Below are 19,651 nucleotides of genomic sequence, written 5' to 3'. Positions count from 1 at the left end.
AAACAACAACGAGTTTGGCAACAAAGATGCTTTTTAGACCGGGCTCAATGATTTTTTGTTTTACTTTGCAAGTTAACAAGGGTAGCACCCTGCTTCCGGATTTTCAAACGAACCGAGTGTAGTATGAACAACAGAACACCCCTTCCGGAACCTTTTCTGAAACGCATACGCGATACCTTTTCAGAAGCCTGGTACGATGCATTCACTCATAGTATGAACCAGCATCCGGTAAGTTCAGTTCGTATCAACCCGCATAAAATACCGGGAGACGCATTCAGCACAGAAACCGTTCCCTGGTGTAAATATGGTTTCTACCTCAGCCAAAAACCGTTTTTCACCAAAGACCCGTTGTTTCATGCCGGAGCCTATTATCCACAAGAAGCCAGCAGCATGATTCTTTGGCATATTCTGGAAACACTTATACCGGACAAAACCAGCGCGTCTCATAATGTGCTCGACCTCTGCGGAGCGCCGGGCGGAAAAGCAACGCTCCTCGCCTCTTATCTCGATGGAAACGGATTGCTGGTGACCAATGAAGTCATCCATTCCAGAGCCGGTATACTCAGGGAAAATATGTTGAAATGGGGAGCTCCCAATGTTGTAGTTTCACGTTCCGACCCTCATGAATTTTCGTCCTTACCCGGATTATTTGACCTCATTATTGTCGATGCGCCGTGTTCGGGAGAAGGAATGTTCAGGAAAGGCGATACTGCCCGCCGCGAATGGTCGGAAGAAAACGCTGCAATGTGTTCGCTCAGACAACGTCGCATATTAAAAGATGCGTGGCCGGCGCTCAGGGAAGGAGGCTGGCTGATATATTCCACCTGTACTTTTAATCCCCGGGAAAATGAAGAGAATTTAAATTGGCTGACAGAAGAAAAAAATGCACAAATAATCCGGTTGAAAGTTCCTGAAAATTGGGGAATAACAGAAATCCCGGTTAAAAACGGGAACGGTCTGGCATTCTATCCACATAAAGTAAAAGGTGAAGGCTTCTTTATAGCCGCCGTCCAAAAAATTTCATCCCAAAAAACAACAAAATTGCCAAAAACGAAAATAAAAACACCAGTCGTTGACAACACGATAAAAACAATAATAAAAGACCCCGGGCGCTATTCATTCCTGGCAGACAATGAGCAGTGGCGAGCCTTTCCTAAAGAAAAGGAAAATATTCTGAAATTGCTGAAAATGAAACTAAATGTTATTGAATATGGAATACCGATAGGAACCAGCGGACGCAAAAATCTTATTCCTGATCCCGCCCTGGCGTTCAGCTGGGAATTCAATCCTACCTTTCCTTTACTTGAACTGGACAAAGAAGCTGCATTGCATTATCTTAAAGGGGAAACTCCGAAAACAGACAATCGGTTTTCCAGAGGTTATATGACCGTTACCTATAACCATATTCCTCTTGGTTTCGTAAAGAATGTCGGGAATCGTCTAAACAACCTTTTTCCCAAAGGATGGCGAATCAGAATGGATATATAGAAATCAGCCACAATAAAAAATATCTATGAACACCATGATTAAACCGTATTATTTAATTCTTCTTGCCTTTACTTTTTTATGGGCATCCTGCGATAACGGGAATGATGACTCAGAAACGGAAAACACCTTTTCCGGGTGTGTCGTTTCTTTTGAACAGGGCGAAGATCTGGAAATTGCAACTTTCAACCTGGAACAATTTCCAAAAGAGAACAACACCGTTATGCACACGGCCAACCTCATAAAACAGCTTAATCCAGATATAATTGCGCTTCAGGAAGTTACCAACGAGGGAGCGCTAAAGCAACTGGCCGGCCAGCTGGATGGATGGGAGTATGTCATTTCACCAGAACCTAACCAAAGCATGGCTCCTGCCTATCTGATAAAAATGACGGAAATATTGCTCATTGAAGAGGCCACCACGATATGGTTTAACGAGACTGAAAATGACGACTATTACTTTCCGCGTGCTCCGTTTGTAATAAAAGTTAGTCATCGTCGGAACAATCAGGAATTTCTGCTTGTTAACCTGCACTTAAAAGCCATGGGGGACAGCGAATCCGTCGGAAGAAGAAGAATTGCCTCCGACATGCTTAAAGAATATATTGATGCGCACTATCCCGACGAATTTGTCATTATTCTCGGAGATTTCAACGACGAGTTGGACGAAGAAAATACCATCGATGAAGTGTTTGCTAATTTTACAGACGATACGGAAAATTATCGTTTTGCCGATATGCCAATAGCCACGGGTAGCAGAGAATACTGGTCGTACCCTGACATGCCTGCTCACATCGACCACATCCTGATCACCGATGAATGGTTCGAATACGTGGATACAACTATGACCATACGTCCCGATGACTGCTTCGATGATTATGAGGATTATATTTCGGATCACCGCCCGGTAGTGGTTGTTTTTGACCTTTAAAAAATTATCTTTGCCGCGCTAAAACTGCTGCAAATGAACATTCGATTTGTACTGAACATACTTGGCCGGGTACTGATGATCCTGGGACTTTTTATGTGTACAAACTTTATCTGGGTATGGGTTTACAACGAAACTACCTTCTGGGGGCATTTCTATGCTTCGCTGATCACCATTCTCGGAGGGGCAGGACTCTATATTGGTTCGTCAATCAACCTGAAACCCAGCCTCGGATTACGCGAGAGTTACCTCACAGTAACCTTTGCATGGATCATTATTTCTCTATTCGGCACTCTGCCTTTTCTTTTTACAAATTCTATAAGCAGCTTTACCGATGCGTTTTTTGAAACTGCTTCGGGTTTCACAACCACAGGGTCATCAATTCTGACTGATATTGAATCACTTCCTAAAAGCGTTCTATATTGGCGCAGTCTGACCCATTGGATTGGCGGAATGGGAATTATTGTTTTGGTTGTGGCCATCCTTCCAATGTTGAGAATTGGTGGATATAATTTATTTAAATCCGAAGCATCCGGAATTTCACATGAAAAACTGACGCCAAGGACGGCCAACACTGCTAAAAGATTATGGGGAATATACGTGGGCCTGACCGTCATACAAGTCATCTTCCTTTTGCCGGGCGATATGGATTTTTTTGATGCTTTATGTCATAGCTTTGGGACAATAGCTACAGGTGGATTTTCTCCCAAAAATGCAAGCGTTGGTCATTTTTCAGCCTACTCCCAGTATGTAATAATGATATTTATGCTCCTTTCCGGAATAAATTTCACACTTCATTATTTTTTCATTAAAGGACATTTAAAAAAAATATGGAACAACGATGAATTCAAAACATATATAGGACTCATATTTTTTGCTGGTTTAATTGTAACTCTGGTACTGGTTTTTTCCACAGAAACTTCATTGGAAAAAGCTTTTCGTAACGGCTTTTTCCAGGTAATTTCTATAATGACAGCTACTGGTTTTGCAACAGACAATTACCTGTTATGGCCGGCACAGGGATGGATAATTATATTCATGCTCATGTTTATCGGTGCAAGTGTGGGAAGTACCGGTGGAGGAATAAAAGTAATCAGACATGTTGTTGCCTTTAAAAGTTTCATGGCAAATCTGAAAAGGCTTTTACATCCAAATTCCATAATATTGATACGTGTTAATGGAGAACGAATTGAGGATGAGAATGTAAATGCTATTACCTCTTTTATAGTGCTCTATTTAGTCACTTTTGCCATCGGTTCTGCTATTATGGCTTTTTTGGGTGTTGAACCATTTACAGCTGCATCCTCTGTATTAACAACTATGGGAGGCATCGGCCCGGGATTTGGTGCTGTAGGACCGGCTGGTAATTTTGCGTCCATCCCGCAATTAGGAAAAGTTCTTTTATCTTTTCTGATGATTTTAGGCCGCTTGGAGCTCACAACCGTTTTCGTGCTTTTCACCGCCGACTTCTGGAAAAGCTGATTTTTAATTCCACATGTTTTTTGTTTCCTTTGTGCCAACAATAAGCGTTAGATATTAATATATTTGATGCAAGATAATTTCAATATCATAAGAGTGTCTCAATAGATCGTTAGATTTTTAGATACAAGATGTAAGATGACTTGTACAACTTTGATATACTGTACTTTAATAAACAAATCTCTTTAAACACAAACAATTGGTTTATAGTGCATTGTAAAAGTTTAACAAAGTATTGTAAATACATACGCGATAACTTAGACTAATTTTATACTGATGAACGTAGATGTGGAACCCAAGGAAACAAAGCAAATCATTCCCACCAATGTATTGCAGCAAACTGCTTTTTGGGCCCGCCTCAAAAAGAAGCAGGGATGGTATCCGTATGCCTTCGATCTTTCGCTTGGAAAGAATGAAGGTTCCATCCCGCATTCACTGAATGACAAAGAGCGGGAAGGCGATATACTGATAACACTCAGGAAACTTGGTGGCGGACGTTATATGGCTTACGTACCTTTTGGTCCTGAACAACTGCCTGATGAAGAACGACGGGGGGTATGGCTGGAAGAGATATCTGAACAGCTGCGAAATTTCCTGACTGACGACTGTCTTTTCATCCGTTACGATCTTTACTGGGAATCGCCCTGGGCCAATGAAGATGACTTTTATTCGGCAGATGGTACCTGGCTTGGGCCACCCGATGCACATATACAGGAATTACGAATGAATTTTGACACTCGTCATTTTCGTTTACGAAAAGCCCTTTCGGACATGTTGCCGGCCCATACCGTCATGCTTGATCTTAACGACAACGAGGATAAACTTCTGGCACAGATGAAATCCAAAACAAGATATAACATCAGACTTTCGCAACGAAAAGGGGTGAAAGTACGTCATGCTGGCACGGAGGAGTTACCAAAATGGTATCAATTGTATGACGAAACATACCATCGCAATCGTTTGGCGTCAAACGACATATCCTTTTTCGAGCAGATATTTACCACCCGTGCCGATGACACATGGTCACCGGGTGAGGTAGACTTGCTTCTGGCTGAAAAAGACGGAGAACCACTGGCCGGAATGTTTCTGGCCCGGTCGGGCAAAAGAGCTACCTATCTTTATGGAGCCTCCTCTTCCAAACATCGTAATCTCCAGGCAAGTCATGCCCTGCAATGGGCTGCAATACGCCGAAGCAAAGAAACCGGGTGCACCGAATACGACCTTTTCGGCATTTCACCAAAACCCGATCCCGATCACCCTATGTACGGTTTGTATCGTTTCAAAACAGGGTTTGGCGGAGAAAAAATTCACCGACAGGGATGCTGGGACTATCCCCTTAATGAAGAAGCTTATGAGCAATACCGCCTTTCAGAAATGAATGCTACAGGCTATCATTTATAGAGCAGCAGACCCGGGCGTAACAGCTCATGCAAAACGCTCCGGTCTTTGTTCCTTCCGGTAGCCTCCGACCCCGGAGGCGGCACTAATCACGTTGAATCAGATGGTCATCTCTTAAGTCAACTGAGAATCAAAGGGATTCAACAAAAAAGGCTGCCTTTTTCAGACAACCTTTAATAAACCACTAATTCACTTTTTTGTTGTTTTGGCTTTGGCTTTGTTCTTTTTACGCGGTCGGGTATTACCGTACGACTTCATGAACAATTTGCCTCTTCTGGTTTTTCTATCACCTTTTCCCATAATCAATTAAAGTTTAATGTTTGAATCCATACCTAAAGAACTCATGTTTTAAATTAAATTTCAATGATTCTGAAGACCGTTGACAGATTTTCCTTCTTGAATTCGAGAGGAATACATCACAATTTCATACAATTCCTTGCGGATTTTGAGTCTGACTGCAAATATAATCATTATATAGTGTCTCACCATAAAGCGGCTGTTCAAAGCTCGCGACATCAATGCTCAACTTCAAAATAGAGCTTATAATAGTTCATGCCCTTGTCCGGATCAAAACCACGCTCGATGTTATCGCGACGGCCATGTACGTACACATGGAAGTTTTTGTCAAGTTTCAATACCGATTTAAAATGCTTCTTCTCTGTCTTCACAGCACTTCTGGAAATATCAAAACTGTCGTTAAGCGGCATCTCCTTTTCTTCCTCAAATACCTGACGGTAATCGTTAAACGCTTCAATAACCTCGGGCTGACGAATAACCTGCTGTTCAAAATCATCCTTCTTAAAATTATTATTCTTATCGAAGAAGTTTATTGACCGGTTGAGCATATCAATCTGATCGGGCCTGGGAACTTCGTGCTCGTCATTAAAAACATCGGTCACGAAATCTTTGCACAGGTTAAGATAGTTCCGTGTAAAATAATAATTGTCTTCCCTTGGCATCAGTCCTAAAAAATCATCACGCCAGAAGCGGGCCTCCTGTCCTTTGTTGATGTTATCCACCATACAGATTTTGTATCCGGCTTCCTTTTCGGTACTAAAAACAATGCAACCTTTGTCAAGCTTCCTGATGTTAATCCCCTCCTGCGCTCCCAGTTCAAATGTGTGGTCTTTAAGATATACTTTGAGAAAGGTTTCTTTATTCTCACTCTTGAATATACCGATTCCGTCGGTTACTTCGCCGTCAACAACACAGTTGCTGAAATAGGCCATGTAGAACTCACCTCCCTTAATTTTCGGATGATTTGACTGTTCATAAAGATGTTCCGCGACCTTCAGGGAAGTATCATAAAGCTTATCAGGACTGTCAAAAACGGCTGATAACCACTGAAACATGGGATTATTTTCGGGCGCTTCATTTTCGCCGGTAAAATTGAAGTAAGCTTCGCTTTTAAACGGCCGGAAAAAATATGACAACAAAACATCACCTACGGTGTCTTCATCAAACAATCGCACCGGACTTTTGGAATACCTGACAGGTTCTCCTTCGGTACGGCTCCCTATGTGATGAATAACCAGATTTTCTATTGTAACCTGCGAGTAGTCAATCATAAGCTTCTAAATACTATTCCCGGCAAATTTACAAAAATCATCCGTGAGTACGCTCTAAAAAACATCTTAGTTGCCAAACTCATTGTTTAAATGAAACGAGCATGGCAAAGTTTGCCATAATAGATTATCAGATTTTTAGATATAAGATTTAAGATGAAATGAACATAAATAGATTTTCCACAATAAGAATATGTATAAATCTTACATGCGAATTCCATTCGACCAATGACTTAGATAAATTTTATATGGATGAATGAACCCGGGTAATTCAGTAAAAGTTAAATGACAGGCAGGAGATGCTGAAAAAGTCAACAGGGCAAAATGAAACTTATTATTTAGTGGCCGTCTGTAAAGTTTCATACTTATGATGTATCTGTTCAGAAAGTGCCAGTTGCAAGGCCTGCGAAGCCGCCAAAAACGGAGTTTACTTTTCTTAAATGGGTATTTTTGGCGTCAAGCGTAACGCGGCAAATAGTACTTTATGGACAGACACTTTTTAGATTATTACAGGACCAGGCCCTTTCATAGCAGTATCCTCTTATTAAGAAGATAGAAAGCCGGCTGTAAACCGGCTTTCTGGTGTTGATGGAATTTTATGCCACCCTGTAAACAGAGGTGCTGAAGCAGGGTGACGGCTAATTGCCGTAAGCACCATACCAGTATTGAATAATTTTCTCGGCAGGTTTGCCTCTCACCGATGCAGCCTTTTCAAAAGCAGTATTCATATTTCGGGGTTCGTATTTTGTAAACCGGTCGTAATACATGTACCCATGTGAAACAATACCCTGAATATTAACACTGCTTTCATTGACGGACTGCAGTATTCCATGGTAAAGGTCGGCCTGCTCATAAAAGTCGACAGACCATCTGTCGGCATCACGGGAAACATCCAGGACAGGTTCCAGGTGCCCATAGGTATTGGCTGCCCCGTCAACAGAAGGCGCCCAAACCCATAAAATCAATGGTTTGCTGAAACCGGAATAATGGTTTAATATCCCGTCCATCTCACTCTTTATTTGCGAAACAGTAGGATTCTGAATTTCGGTCACATTGGAAACAACGATTCCAAAAGCATCAAACAAGTCGATAAATCCATCGGAATAACTTTCGTCTTCAAAGAATGCCCCTTCGTAACTGCCCGAATAGTTAAGTGCAGTAAACGGCCGGACTACTCCAAAGTAGGCAATTTTCCCGGTGTATACACTTTTTATTTCACTGATCAGATTACTCCACGAAGTTTCATACAAAGTTACTGAGCTAAAAGCCTGCGGACTTGTGGCATAGGAAAGGCCATGACCAAGCGATATCCATTCTACATTTTTTGACTCGGCGGTTTGAGCGTATTCTTTCAGTATCCTGGTGTATTCCGAGAACCAGTCTTCCCAGAAGGAGTCACTCAATTTTTGGCCGCTGAAAACAATCTCGTTAAATGATTTGCCATCCAGTTGTTTTTCATCCTGAGGCCACACCCCAAACCAGTACATCATATTCAAATTTCTTGCGGAAGCCTCATCCGAAAGGGTTTTGTATTGGTTTTGACTCAACATGTCCCAGGCATAATAAGTGATATTCGCCGAGGTACTCATAGCCACGGAATCTTCACCTGCAACGGTGACAAACACCGGATCAAATACCGTCACTGTGTTGGCATTCATATCCTCAAGCCTTTCAAAGGTTTGCTTAAAAGCATCCGGATAAAGGTCCTGCCCCATCCAGGGACCGGCGTCAAACAGGGAAACACCTTTGATAAAATCTGAATTTTGAGTATTGATTCCTGATACCTTTGGGTAAGCCATAAGAGAAATATCATACGTCTCATTTTCTTCAAACTCCCATGAATACTGAACCGGAATATAATCATATGATACTTCGGAATGCAAAGTTCCAACGCCGGTATTATTTGTCTCAAAAGAAAACTTGCCTTCCGCATTGGTTGTAGAGGACATTTCACCAAAAATTACCTCAATATTTTCCAAAAAAGAATTTGTTTCTGCCGATTTCAAAATACCATTAATTGTATAATTTGCGACAACAGGCTCAGTGATGATAATTGAAATGGATACCTTTGAGGACTTACCCTGATCATCATCAACTCTACATTCCACAGTGTTTTCTCCTATTTCCAGATGATGATTCGAGTCCCAGTCAACGGTATAAGGTTCCACTTCCCAATAATGAACACTATTCCCATTAAATAATAAATCAACTAATAGAATATTTCCGTCTTCATCGGAGGCCTCTATTTCAAAAGAAATCGTTGATCCTCTTTCATAGACTGCGCCATCTTCCGGCGCAATAAATGCCACATAGGGCGCAATGGGGTCCGGTACATCTTCCTCGGTAATGGTTATGGAAACCGACTCTGTTGAAGATTCACCCTGATCATCTTCCACAAAGCATTCTATAACGTAATCCCCGCCTTCCATATCTTTGGTATCCAAATCATAAATAAATGGCCCCGTTTGCCATTGATGTACACTCTCTCCGTCAATCTTTAAATCTACCAGCACAATCTTTCCGTCTTCATCGGAGGCCTCTATTTCAAATGAAATTGTTGATCCTTTCTTAAAGAAGGCTCCATCCCGGGGTGAAATAAATTCTACGACAGGCGGTTTAGGTTGAGGTTCGTTTTTCTCTTCTTCGTCATCTGAACAATGCCAGGTTAACAAAAGGAAAAACGTCAAAATAAAAGGAAGTGAACGTTTCATAGCTGTAATAAAAAAGTTAAAAAATGCACACAAATTAAATATACGCTAATTTTATGATGGTTTGTTATCACAGGGAATTATTGGGATTAGCAGAAATTCAGCAATTAGATTTTTTCAATCACAGGAAAAATGAACCCGCATGAGAGAATTTATAAATATTCTTGCAGTGGTAAACCTTGCCATGCTCGTTTCATTCCAGTCTTATTTTGGAATTTTACGGAAGTAAGGTTTATCAGCTCTGATTCAACAACAGCTACTCTGATAAGAAAATTAAAAGCCTTCTCCAGAGTTACTTCTCAGTGCATTTCAGTGTTTTTTTGCAAAGTATTAATGGTTTTACCGGCCACCCCCTAACTGGTTTATGATGTTGACAATTTGGAAACATTGGTTGCTTTACAATTGTGCGCATACCAACTTACCGGATGTTCCTGCCCCGAGACCAATTCTTTCAATATTTTCCGGTCGTCCCATGAGGTTTCAAACCCACAGGTCTGGTCAAGAGCCCGTGACAGTAACATCCATTCATTGATCGATTTGAGTGTCAACCGGTCCTCAAATTCCTTTAAAATTTTCAGACAATTTTTGCCTACCAGATGAATCTGAGGCTCTTCTTTTAAAAGACTTTCGTGAGTCGTAAAAATGTGATCTTCAATTTTTACTAAACTCATCACTGCCTAATGTCACGCCGAAGGAAATTTTGTTTTCTGACATAACTTAATTTTTTATGGATCCCGTTAAAATTTACAAAAAAGTTTTGGAAAAACCAAAAATCACTTTGACGTTATTCCTCTTTCCATATATAACTGTATTCCAATTCAAAAACTGATGCCGAATTTTTCACCAGTTTCTATCCCAGTCCTGCATTCAATGCTATTTAAGCAGGAAACCGGAACATTTTATTCATTTCCGGCTTATCGTATCCCCTGAAGTAAAGTCGTTCTTTATGGTCGGATGGAATTCATCCCGAGTAATCGGGACTTGTTTCATTTCAGAAGTTATCTTCTAAATAAAACAATTACTTTTGCAAATATAGATGAGCCCGGTCTAAAAAGCATCTTTGTTGCCAAACTCGTTGTTGTTTTAAATTTTGCATCCTCATTAACAACAAGTTAACTCCGGTACAAAAATTTAAAACGTCTTGATTTTGACAAAAATATGCTTTTTTATACTGCACTCATAGATAGTTAGCCTGCTTCAATAAGCTTTCGTCATGAGATGCTCAAATATCAGATAACACAAGCAATCGCAGACAAATTTAAAGCAGGTCAGATTAATAGTCTGTTAAAAAAAACCTGAACGCTGAGATTAGAACTCAGAGGTTTGAGGTTAAAAATAACATGCCAGATGTCTCTGTTATGCAAAAAAATATTTTCACATTACTAATCTTCATTCTTGCTTTCTTCACTATTACCTCCAATGCTCAGTATTACACATCAGGAGCCGATCCTGCTTCCGTAAAATGGAAACAGATTAACACCGATCGATTCCGGCTGGTTTTCCCCGAAGAATTTGCCGAACCCGCCACTGAGCTTGCTCTTTTTCTTGACAGTATTGCCCCCAGAGTGGAGGCTTCGCTTAATCATAAACCACGTAAAATAGATATAATAATACACGGACGCTCCACCTTTTCCAATGGCTTTGTATCATGGGCTCCCAGGCGTATTGAGCTATATCCGTCTCCCGATCAGAATAACTACGGAATCGATTGGTTGAAACAACTGGCCATTCACGAATATCGTCACGTGGTACAGATCGATAAACTCAGGCAGGGATTTACAAAAGTTGCATCCTGGTTTACAGGGGAGCAAGCCACGGGAGCTGTCCTTGGTGCTTACCTGCCCATGTGGTTTATGGAGGGTGATGCCGTCATCACCGAAACCACACTTTCGGAAAGTGGCCGTGGAAGGTTGCCTGCGTTCAGCCAGCCGCTCAAGGCACGGCTGACCCGCTATGGATATGACGATTTCGACAAAGCCTATCTTGGCTCATACAAAGAATTTGTGCCGGATTACTACAAAATGGGCTATCACTTCACGGCCGCGGTCAGACAACGGTATGGAGCTGAAATATGGGAAGAGGTGATCGACAATGTGGGGCGAAACAGCTGGTCGCTTATCCCCTTCAGAGAAGCGATCAGGAAAACAGGTTATCGCAATCAGCGTCTGCTTTACAATGCTGTTTTTGACAGTCTTGCTACAGCATGGAGAAACTACGACGACACCCTCAAAACTTCAGATTTCGCGTTCATCGCCAGGGGAAATGACGACTATACCAACATCGAATATCCGGTAGTTACTGAACAGGGAGACGTTTTTGCCCAGATAACCGGGCCTGGACAGCGAACCCGTATCGTGAACATCTCATCTTCAGGAGATATAGAAACAATTGCTTATACAGGAAGCAGAAACAGTGATCCCATAACCGCCAATGAGCGATGGGTAGCATGGACAGAGTTTACTCCCCATATTCGCTGGAATAATGCAGATTATTCTATCGTGAGAGTTTACGACAGGTTTACAAAGCAAACGTCAACACTAACCTCCCGAACACGTTATTTCGCCCCCGCCTTAAAAACCGGATCGGACACCATGGCTGTGGTAGAAAATACAACCGGTTATCAATTTTTCATAACCCTTATCGATATGTGGAAGGGAAAAGCGATAAAAAGAATTCCGACTCCCGGAAATGCTTTTCCGATGCATCCTTCATGGAGTGATGAAAAAGACGAACTGGTGTTGGTACTCCTCTCCGATTCGGGGAAAAGTATTGTTAGCCTGAACACCAAAACCAACCAGTGGGAAACGCTTCGGAAGCCTGCCTTCGATGAACCAAAATACCCTGTAAAAAGAGATCATTACTTCTGGTATACGGCATCAACACAAAATTCCGAGGAGATTTTCCGCACCAACATTAAAACCGGTATCACGTCACAACTGACTCAGTCAAGATTCGGTGCCACCTTCCCTTCTCTTAGAGGGAAAGATTCTCTTATTTACTCGAATTATACGCCAACGGGCTATCAACTTGTAAAAATACCCGCCTGGCAAACTGTAAAAGAGGGCGTAGAGCCGGCTGATTTGACCAATGACCTTGTAAAAAAGCTCAAAATACAGGAGCCCCGCATCCAAACCAACTATAAGCCCGATACCTTCGGGATAAGACCTTACAGCAAATGGAACCTGATAAACCTTCACAGCTGGGCCCCCGCATACATTGACATTGACAACCAGAGTCTTTATCCTGGCCTGTCACTGATGAGCCAGAATCTCCTTGGTACTATGATAACACGGGCAGGATACAATGCCGCAAAATCGAAAAGTCGTGAAAAGTTCAATATCGGCCTTACCTACCGTGGATGGTTTCCGATAATAGATTTTGATCTAAAATGGGGCGACTATAAAGAATCCTTCGGGAATAATATGTATGAAAGCACAACCCGCCTGTTTACTCTCGAACAACAAGGAAAAGAAAATCATATAAGTCTGGAGGCAGGAACACGTATTCCGCTCGATCTCAGTATCGGGAAATGGCGCCGTTTGCTTCAATTCGAAAGCCGCTTGTCATGGCAAAATATTAGCAATCGTAATTATGAACAATCGTTTTTTATAATTGGCAACAATGGAAACCTGATTGAAACCGGAGAAAACAATATGATTTATATTCCGGATATTGACTACTGGGGAATGGAGTACTCCGCCTATTTTCATAATAAACTCAGAGGAACAGCACGCGATGTCAATACACGATGGGGCCAAAGTTTCAGTTTCATTTTCAGGCATACACCCTGGGGAAATTACAATGCCGGAAAGGTTTACGGCATCAGCAGCCGGCTTTATTTTCCCGGAATCGGACAACATCATGCCATACGCATTGACAACGAGTGGCAAAATAAAATTAACGGTGAAGAAATTGACACAAATTTACCATACCGGATGTATCAAAAATTCGGCGACTTGCTCGATCTGCCCCGCGGGTATGAATATATTACGAACGATAATATGTACGTTTTTAACGGAACCTACCAAATGCCGCTTTGGAATCCCGACTGGTCGTTGCCCGGATTAATTTATATCAAACGGTTTCGCCTTAATCTGTTTTTTGATGCTGCACGGGCAAAATTCAAACTCGAAGAAAAAGAAACCGGATTGACATATTACTATACAAATACATTTACATCAAAAGGCATTGAATTAATGAGCGATTTCCATGCATTCAGATTTGTTCTGCCTTTTAGTATAGGATACAGGGGCGGATACCGCGATGCCGACAGATCGTTTTTTCATGAAGTGGTGTTTTCCACCAGTTTCGACAGCTTCCTGATCAACAAATAAAAAATATATTCCTTATTATTTCTGAGCCCAGTCTAAAAACGCCTTGATTTTGACAAAAATATGCCTTTTATACTGCAATCATTTCTGTTTATCAGCAGTGAATTGTCCCCCACGATGTAACTCAAAGACAGTTATCTCCGGAGGCATTCCAACACGGGCTGGCATACCCAGATAGCCAAGTCCCCGGTTTACATAAAGAAACTGATTGCCTTCGCGATAAAGGCCTGCCCATCGCTTGAACCTATACTTTGCCGGACTCCAGTTAAATTTACCCACTTCAACACCAAACTGCATTCCGTGGGTATGTCCAGCCATAGTCAGATCGTAGTCTTTTTTCCCAACTACTTCTGCATCCCAGTGATCAGGGTCGTGAGAAAGTAAAATTTTAAAAGGCACATTTCCGGCCTCACTCCAGGCTTTTTCCAAATCGCCATATTGGGGGAAAGGCGGATGGCCCCAATTTTCTACGCCACTTATAACAAAGTGTTGTCCATCCTTCTCAATAGTGACAGATTCGTTCCTTAAAAGCTGAAATCCAAATCGTCGAAATGCCGAAACGATGCCTTTGAAATTAGCAGCCTTGCGCTGTTCTGTTGGCCATGAGCTATAATCGCCGTAATCATGATTTCCCAAAATGGCATATTTACCCAATGGCGCATTTATTTTTCCTAAAATATCTTCCCACCCCCTTGTTTCCCCGGCAAAATTGTTGACCAGATCGCCGGTAAAAAACACCATATCCGGCTTCTCGTCGTTAATGAGTTGCACCGCCTCACGCAAAGGTTCACGGTTGGTTCCAAAACTACCGAGGTGCAAATCCGATATCTGAACGATCCTTAAACCGTCGAATGCCCCTGGAAAATTGGGAAATGAAAGGTTGACATGACGGGTATAAAAAGCAAAACGTCCCTTAAAAACACCAAACAACAACCCGACAACCGGCGCGGTAGCCATAATGATGCCAACCTGACTGAGAAACCTGGCACGCGATATGGGAGGATAATGCCTTTTGCGTTGCGGAGTTGGTCTGCGGGGCAACACCTTTTGTACTCTTCCGATCCCCTGAACCAGAATAAAGACGAATTTAGGCAGATAAATCAAAAGAAAAACGGTCAGAAAGATACCAAATGCATTATATACATGATAACTTTCGACATCCCGTATAAGTAATCCAAAAGCAAAAAATCCGGCTAAAAAAACAATGGGAAATATGATAAATCCTGTAACAGCAAACCATTTACGAAATCCCTGCAAAGGCTCCCCCTTCTTCCAAAACCTCCAAAGTAACCAGTCAATCCCTCCTACCAACAAGACTAACACCCACAAAAAAATCAAATGGTATCTCATTCTTCTTTTAATCTTTATTCCGGCGTTTTTTACCCTTATAAAACCCAAATAATTATCGGGTCTAACCCCGTGATTTTTAACGCAACAAATGTAATACCGCAATGATTAAAGGGTGTCAAAGGTTTGTTAAAGTTTTATAAAACTAAAGAAACCCGGTCTAACTGGAGCTATGAAGCCGACGGTAACACGCTTTCATCAGTATAAAATTAATCTAAGTTATTGGTCGAATGGAATTCGCATGCAAGAATTTATACATATTCTTATTGTGGCAAACTTTGCCATGCTCGTTTCATCCGTTGTTACAGGAACCGGAATATGCCGGCTATGAAGGATACGTTATTGAAACCACATTGCAGGGTGATGACTTTGATGGAACGGCAGAATGAAAGAGCTGCATAAATTTTGATCTGCCATTGCCATTGATGACCGATGTTACTATAGATGACGGAGAGACATCTTATATTGAACTGAACGAATATACTGAAGAGTGAGTGAACACTTAAAAAGGGGATGTCCTTAAAGATAATGTCCTTAAAGATAATTTAGTGTCTGTCATTAACTTTTGTGACACCCCTGCTTAATTTCACCGCTATTGTCATGTCATCTATAAAATGAGACAACACAGGTATATTTCTGTTTATGCGGTTGTTGCTTCGGCTGGTTTTTCATCAGGCTGCACTGTAAAGTAAGCCACAATATGTACAATCCACGCAGCAAAGATCACAATGATACCCAGACCAAAAACAATGATTCCAATTGCACCAATAAAATATAGCAACCCTGCAGTATTAAAAAGTTTCACTCCGGTTTGTTCTGCCAACAGCTTCAAGCCCTGCCAGATGAAGTAAAAACCGATAATTAAACCCGCAAGTATTATGATGCCCCCGATAATCGTCGCAGCGCTTTCAAAAAGAACACTCGTTATTTTCTGAAAGTTGACGGGTTCTACTTCACCGCCGGATGACATACTTAAAGCCGCAGAACCAATTGCAATCACAAAAATAATCCAGCCAACAATATTGGCAACAATTTCAATGATAGTACCGGTCAGGGCCTTTTTAAAAATAAGCGGCTTTTCATAAACTTTGGAAAAATAATTGTGCGACATCAGAAGAAGAACGATGACCGCTATGCCAACAAACATGTTAATGATTGGTATTATTACTGCAATCGGCAACAAAATACCAATTCGTCCTAAAGTAATCGCTTGTTTTTTCATAAAAGCTTTGTTTTTTGATTAGATAACTGAAATTAAACTTGTTAATAAATAGAGAATATGTATTAATCTGAGTCATTCCATGCCCGTTTTACAAAATAATGACATTTATTGCTCGTAAGGCAAAAAACAAACAACTGGTATTCAAACAATAAAAACGAATTCAAGTTATTAATAATATTTCTGGTATGCAACATTATTCAATAGACTATCAGATTTTTATAGATGAGCCCAGTCTAAAATGAATCTTACAATTTTGAAAATCTGCATGTTAAACCAATAGTCCGTTAAACTATTTCAAACACTTGCCAATGAAACGAGCATGACAAAGATTGCCTTAAGAGCTCAACTCATTCTGCTTGAGGAGCTCACCCCGAAAACCCGTTTCAGCGTGAAATAATATCCCCGGTTGCAAATCATTAAACGGCAACCTCAACCTCATCCTTAACCTTAACCTCATCCTCAACCTCAACCTCATCCTCAACCTTAACCTCAACCTTAACCTTAACCTTAACCTTAACCTTAACCTTAACCTTAACCTCATTCTCATTCTCCTCAATATTTTCCCTATTTTTGCGTTTGAAAGAAATAAGGAGTCCCGTTGCCGTATGTACTTTAAACACTGCTTGCTATTTGTACTTTTTCTGTTTTTCACCCTGGATAGTATATTTGCCCAGGAGAAAATTACCATACACGGAAAGGTTGTTACTGAAGAAGGCAAACCGGTAGAACTGGTCAATATCATTGCTGAAGGACGCTCATCGGGAACTACGACCAACAATGAAGGAAATTTTGAACTAACTACTCAATCGCAATTCCCTTTATCACTTCAAATTTCGCATATTGAATACGTGCCAAGGCAAATTATCATTAGCCTGGAAGACATTCAAGAAATCCCGCTCGTCATCACCTTAAAAAAACGCATCCGGGAAGTCAGCGAAGTAAAAATTTCTGTACAGGCCCAGGACGATCAGACGACCACCACAATATCACCCAACCTTGCGGTCCGGCTTCCTTCACCAGCCGGGTATGCCATCGAAGGATTGGTACGTTCTCAGATGGGTGTAGCTTCGGCCAATGAATTAAGCACACAATACCGTGTTCGTGGGGGAAACTTCGACGAAAATCTGGTCTACCTCAATGGTTTCGAGGTACACCGCCCTCAGCTTATACGGAGCGGACAACAGGAAGGACTTAGCATTGTCAACCCCGACCTGGTGGAATCGGTCTATTTTTCATCAGGCGGATTTGGGGTTGGTTATGGAGACAAAATGAGTTCGGTACTTGATGTTCGATACAAGCAGCCTGACTCACTGGCCACAGGTGCTAACATCAACTTACTGGGTGCTGGCGTTTATACTCAGGGTAGTACAACAGACCGAAAATTTTCCTGGCTGGCCGGCGCCAGACATAAAACCAACAGGTATCTTTTGGGAACCCTTGATACTAAAGGTGACTATAACCCCGAATTCACCGATGCACAAATTTTCTTTACTTATCAGTTTTCACCTCATCTGTCGGCCGAAGCACTGGGATATTATGCGCTCAATCGCTACCATTTTATTCCTTCGGACAGAGAAACGACTTTTGGAACTATAAACGAAGTGAAAAGGCTGAAAATATATTTTGCCGGACAGGAAAAAGACAATTTTAAAACAGGAATGGGGGCCGTGAAGCTTAAATTTCACCCCGGGCAAGATGCTCAATACGAACTTCAGACCTCTCACTACGGGGCTCTGGAACAAGAGGCTTTTGACATTGCAGGGGCTTACTGGCTTCAGGAAATTGAAGGAATGAACGGAAATGAAACAGCTACCAATATTGGCATCGGAGAATATCTTCAACATGCCAGGAATGATCTGCTGGCAACCGTTACCACCATCTCAGTAAAAGGAAAGCACAATGTAAATTCCTACAATTCCATCAGTTGGGGTGTCGATTGGCAGAACGAGCAGTTTGATGACCGCATTAACGAATGGGAACTGATCGACTCTGCCGGGTACTCCATTCCCCGAAATCCCGATATGGAACTAAGTTACAGCCTGAATGCCGAGCTCCGTCAAAAAACCAATCATCTAAAGTTGTTCGTTTCGCATCAAACCACCCTGACACCTTCGTGGGGAAAAATAAGGATGAACTACGGAACCCGTCTTATATGGTCCGATAAAGAAAGCAAGCTCCACCTGACACCTCGTTTTCAGGCCACAGTACTCCCCTTTTCCACCCCAAATACGCGATTCCGTTTAAGTGGTGGCTGGTATTTTCAGCCCCCGTTCTACAAAGAATACCGTCCGCCCCAATCGGGCGAAATCAATACCCTGGAAGCCCAGAAATCCCGACAAATACTGGCAGGCCTTGACCATTATTTTTACGTACTTGAACGTCCTTTCAAATTCTCAACCGAAATTTATTACAAACATCTGTACGACCTGGTTCCATACAAAATTGATAACGTACGCATTCAGTACACGGGAAAAAACGAAGCAAAAGGTTTTGCCACTGGACTGGATTTTAAACTCCATGGTGAATTTGTACCGGGCACCGAATCGTGGGCTACGCTCTCGCTGCTGCGAACCGAAGAAGATATTCTGACCGATTCATGGGACAAGCCCGGCGAACCCGGTTACATACCGCGCCCATCCGATCAACGCTTCAATTTTTCGATGTTTTTTCAGGATTATTTGCCCAACAATCCCACTTTTAAGGTGCATCTGAGTCTATATTACGGATCGGGACTTCCGTTTGGCCCTCCACGGTCGCCCCGCTATACGGCTACCTTCAGAATGCCTCCTTACCGCCGCATAGATATCGGGTTCTCAAAAGACCTGATGCCATGGGTTACGCGTACATTCAGAAGTAATATATTAAAGGAAGCCTGGCTGGGACTTGAATTCTTTAATCTTTTCGATATCAATAATACCGTATCGTACTATTGGGTGAGCGATGTCAACAACCTTCAGTATGCCGTTCCCAACTATCTTACCGGTCGCCGCCTGAATGTATCGCTAAATATCGGGTTTTAGGAAAAAAGGCAGAGACTAAGGTTGAGGTTGAGAGGCACCCCAGATTCTTGCAAGCAAGCGGCAGAGCCGAGCGACACAGATTCTTTACAGGCAAAGCGGCAGAGCCGAGCGAACACAGAAATGACAAACATCTCTATTTCCCAGTCTCATTACTGCAGACTCACCATT

At 41.9% G+C, this 19,651-nt stretch carries 14 protein-coding genes; 7 read left to right on the top strand and 7 right to left on the bottom strand.

The genetic code is table 11. The annotated features are described in order from the left end of the window. The first annotated feature begins 123 nt into the window (after positions 1–123). The 4 genes from ATH1_RS0109320 to ATH1_RS0109305 all read left to right on the top strand — a co-directional run bounded on the left by ATH1_RS0109320 (position 124) and on the right by ATH1_RS0109305 (position 5,293). Complete coding sequence (locus ATH1_RS0109320) at positions 124–1,488, top strand: methyltransferase RsmF C-terminal domain-like protein (protein WP_010420588.1); 1,365 nt, start codon at positions 124–126, stop codon at positions 1,486–1,488. Positions 1,489–1,513: 25 nt separating this feature from the next. Beyond that, positions 1,514–2,416 (top strand): endonuclease/exonuclease/phosphatase family protein, encoded by a 903-nt coding sequence (locus tag ATH1_RS0109315; protein ID WP_010420587.1) that lies wholly within the window; start codon positions 1,514–1,516, stop codon positions 2,414–2,416. 33 nt (positions 2,417–2,449) lie between these two features. Further along, complete coding sequence (locus ATH1_RS0109310; protein ID WP_010420586.1) at positions 2,450–3,895, top strand: TrkH family potassium uptake protein; 1,446 nt, start codon at positions 2,450–2,452, stop codon at positions 3,893–3,895. 273 nt (positions 3,896–4,168) lie between these two features. Beyond that, positions 4,169–5,293, top strand: a complete 1,125-nt coding sequence (locus ATH1_RS0109305; protein WP_010420585.1) for a lipid II:glycine glycyltransferase FemX — start codon at positions 4,169–4,171, stop codon at positions 5,291–5,293. 186 nt (positions 5,294–5,479) lie between these two features. Here the strand turns inward: ATH1_RS0109305 and ATH1_RS22785 are convergent, their stop codons facing one another. From ATH1_RS22785 to ATH1_RS0109285, 4 genes are all read right to left on the bottom strand, one after another. Further along, complete coding sequence (locus ATH1_RS22785; protein WP_010420584.1) at positions 5,480–5,590, bottom strand: 30S ribosomal protein THX; 111 nt, start codon at positions 5,588–5,590, stop codon at positions 5,480–5,482. A 215-nt stretch (positions 5,591–5,805) separates the two neighbouring features. Continuing rightward, positions 5,806–6,858 (bottom strand): nucleoid-associated protein, encoded by a 1,053-nt coding sequence (locus tag ATH1_RS0109295; protein WP_010420582.1) that lies wholly within the window; start codon positions 6,856–6,858, stop codon positions 5,806–5,808. A 635-nt stretch (positions 6,859–7,493) separates the two neighbouring features. Then, on the bottom strand, positions 7,494–9,566 hold the full coding sequence (locus tag ATH1_RS0109290) for an Ig-like domain-containing protein (RefSeq protein WP_139035325.1): 2,073 nt from the start codon (positions 9,564–9,566) through the stop codon (positions 7,494–7,496). 359 nt (positions 9,567–9,925) lie between these two features. After that, the gene (locus tag ATH1_RS0109285; protein ID WP_010420574.1) at positions 9,926–10,234 is read right to left on the bottom strand and encodes a hypothetical protein; all 309 of its coding nucleotides are present in this window, start codon (positions 10,232–10,234) and stop codon (positions 9,926–9,928) included. A 687-nt stretch (positions 10,235–10,921) separates the two neighbouring features. Here ATH1_RS0109285 and ATH1_RS0109280 point away from each other — a divergent pair. Further along, positions 10,922–13,897 carry a DUF2268 domain-containing putative Zn-dependent protease gene (locus tag ATH1_RS0109280; RefSeq protein ID WP_010420573.1) on the top strand — a complete coding sequence of 992 codons (2,976 nt, stop codon included), beginning with the start codon at positions 10,922–10,924 and terminating at the stop codon, positions 13,895–13,897. Between the two features lie 78 nt (positions 13,898–13,975). Here the strand turns inward: ATH1_RS0109280 and ATH1_RS0109275 are convergent, their stop codons facing one another. Beyond that, on the bottom strand, positions 13,976–15,244 hold the full coding sequence (locus ATH1_RS0109275; RefSeq protein WP_010420570.1) for a metallophosphoesterase: 1,269 nt from the start codon (positions 15,242–15,244) through the stop codon (positions 13,976–13,978). Between the two features lie 227 nt (positions 15,245–15,471). On the opposite strand from ATH1_RS0109275, the gene ATH1_RS21435 reads away from it, so the two are divergent. Beyond that, complete coding sequence (locus ATH1_RS21435; RefSeq protein WP_010420558.1) at positions 15,472–15,630, top strand: hypothetical protein; 159 nt, start codon at positions 15,472–15,474, stop codon at positions 15,628–15,630. A 251-nt stretch (positions 15,631–15,881) separates the two neighbouring features. Here the strand turns inward: ATH1_RS21435 and ATH1_RS0109265 are convergent, their stop codons facing one another. Beyond that, on the bottom strand, positions 15,882–16,463 hold the full coding sequence (locus tag ATH1_RS0109265; protein WP_010420556.1) for a DUF996 domain-containing protein: 582 nt from the start codon (positions 16,461–16,463) through the stop codon (positions 15,882–15,884). A 416-nt stretch (positions 16,464–16,879) separates the two neighbouring features. Then, positions 16,880–17,083 (bottom strand): hypothetical protein, encoded by a 204-nt coding sequence (locus ATH1_RS21430; protein ID WP_010420555.1) that lies wholly within the window; start codon positions 17,081–17,083, stop codon positions 16,880–16,882. A gap of 3 nt (positions 17,084–17,086) precedes the next feature. Between ATH1_RS21430 and ATH1_RS0109255 the strand changes: the two genes are divergently transcribed. After that, entirely contained in the window at positions 17,087–19,483 is a 2,397-nt protein-coding gene (locus ATH1_RS0109255) for a TonB-dependent receptor (RefSeq protein ID WP_245531759.1), read from the top strand. The last annotated feature ends 168 nt before the right edge of the window (positions 19,484–19,651 follow it).

This window comes from Anaerophaga thermohalophila DSM 12881 (genome assembly GCF_000191885.1).
Classification (GTDB): domain Bacteria; phylum Bacteroidota; class Bacteroidia; order Bacteroidales; family Marinilabiliaceae; genus Anaerophaga; species Anaerophaga thermohalophila.
Note: the sequence above shows the minus strand (reverse complement) of the source record. Positions and strands in the feature narration are given on the sequence as shown.

Coding starts and splice junctions, on each gene's coding strand:
- ATH1_RS0109320 (WP_010420588.1), top strand. CDS start 124: ATGAACAACAGAACACCCCTTCCGGAACCTTTTCTGAAACGCATACGC.
- ATH1_RS0109315 (WP_010420587.1), top strand. CDS start 1,514: ATGAACACCATGATTAAACCGTATTATTTAATTCTTCTTGCCTTTACT.
- ATH1_RS0109310 (WP_010420586.1), top strand. CDS start 2,450: ATGAACATTCGATTTGTACTGAACATACTTGGCCGGGTACTGATGATC.
- ATH1_RS0109305 (WP_010420585.1), top strand. CDS start 4,169: ATGAACGTAGATGTGGAACCCAAGGAAACAAAGCAAATCATTCCCACC.
- ATH1_RS22785 (WP_010420584.1), bottom strand. CDS start 5,590: ATGGGAAAAGGTGATAGAAAAACCAGAAGAGGCAAATTGTTCATGAAG.
- ATH1_RS0109295 (WP_010420582.1), bottom strand. CDS start 6,858: ATGATTGACTACTCGCAGGTTACAATAGAAAATCTGGTTATTCATCAC.
- ATH1_RS0109290 (WP_139035325.1), bottom strand. CDS start 9,566: ATGAAACGTTCACTTCCTTTTATTTTGACGTTTTTCCTTTTGTTAACC.
- ATH1_RS0109285 (WP_010420574.1), bottom strand. CDS start 10,234: ATGAGTTTAGTAAAAATTGAAGATCACATTTTTACGACTCACGAAAGT.
- ATH1_RS0109280 (WP_010420573.1), top strand. CDS start 10,922: ATGCAAAAAAATATTTTCACATTACTAATCTTCATTCTTGCTTTCTTC.
- ATH1_RS0109275 (WP_010420570.1), bottom strand. CDS start 15,244: ATGAGATACCATTTGATTTTTTTGTGGGTGTTAGTCTTGTTGGTAGGA.
- ATH1_RS21435 (WP_010420558.1), top strand. CDS start 15,472: ATGGAATTCGCATGCAAGAATTTATACATATTCTTATTGTGGCAAACT.
- ATH1_RS0109265 (WP_010420556.1), bottom strand. CDS start 16,463: ATGAAAAAACAAGCGATTACTTTAGGACGAATTGGTATTTTGTTGCCG.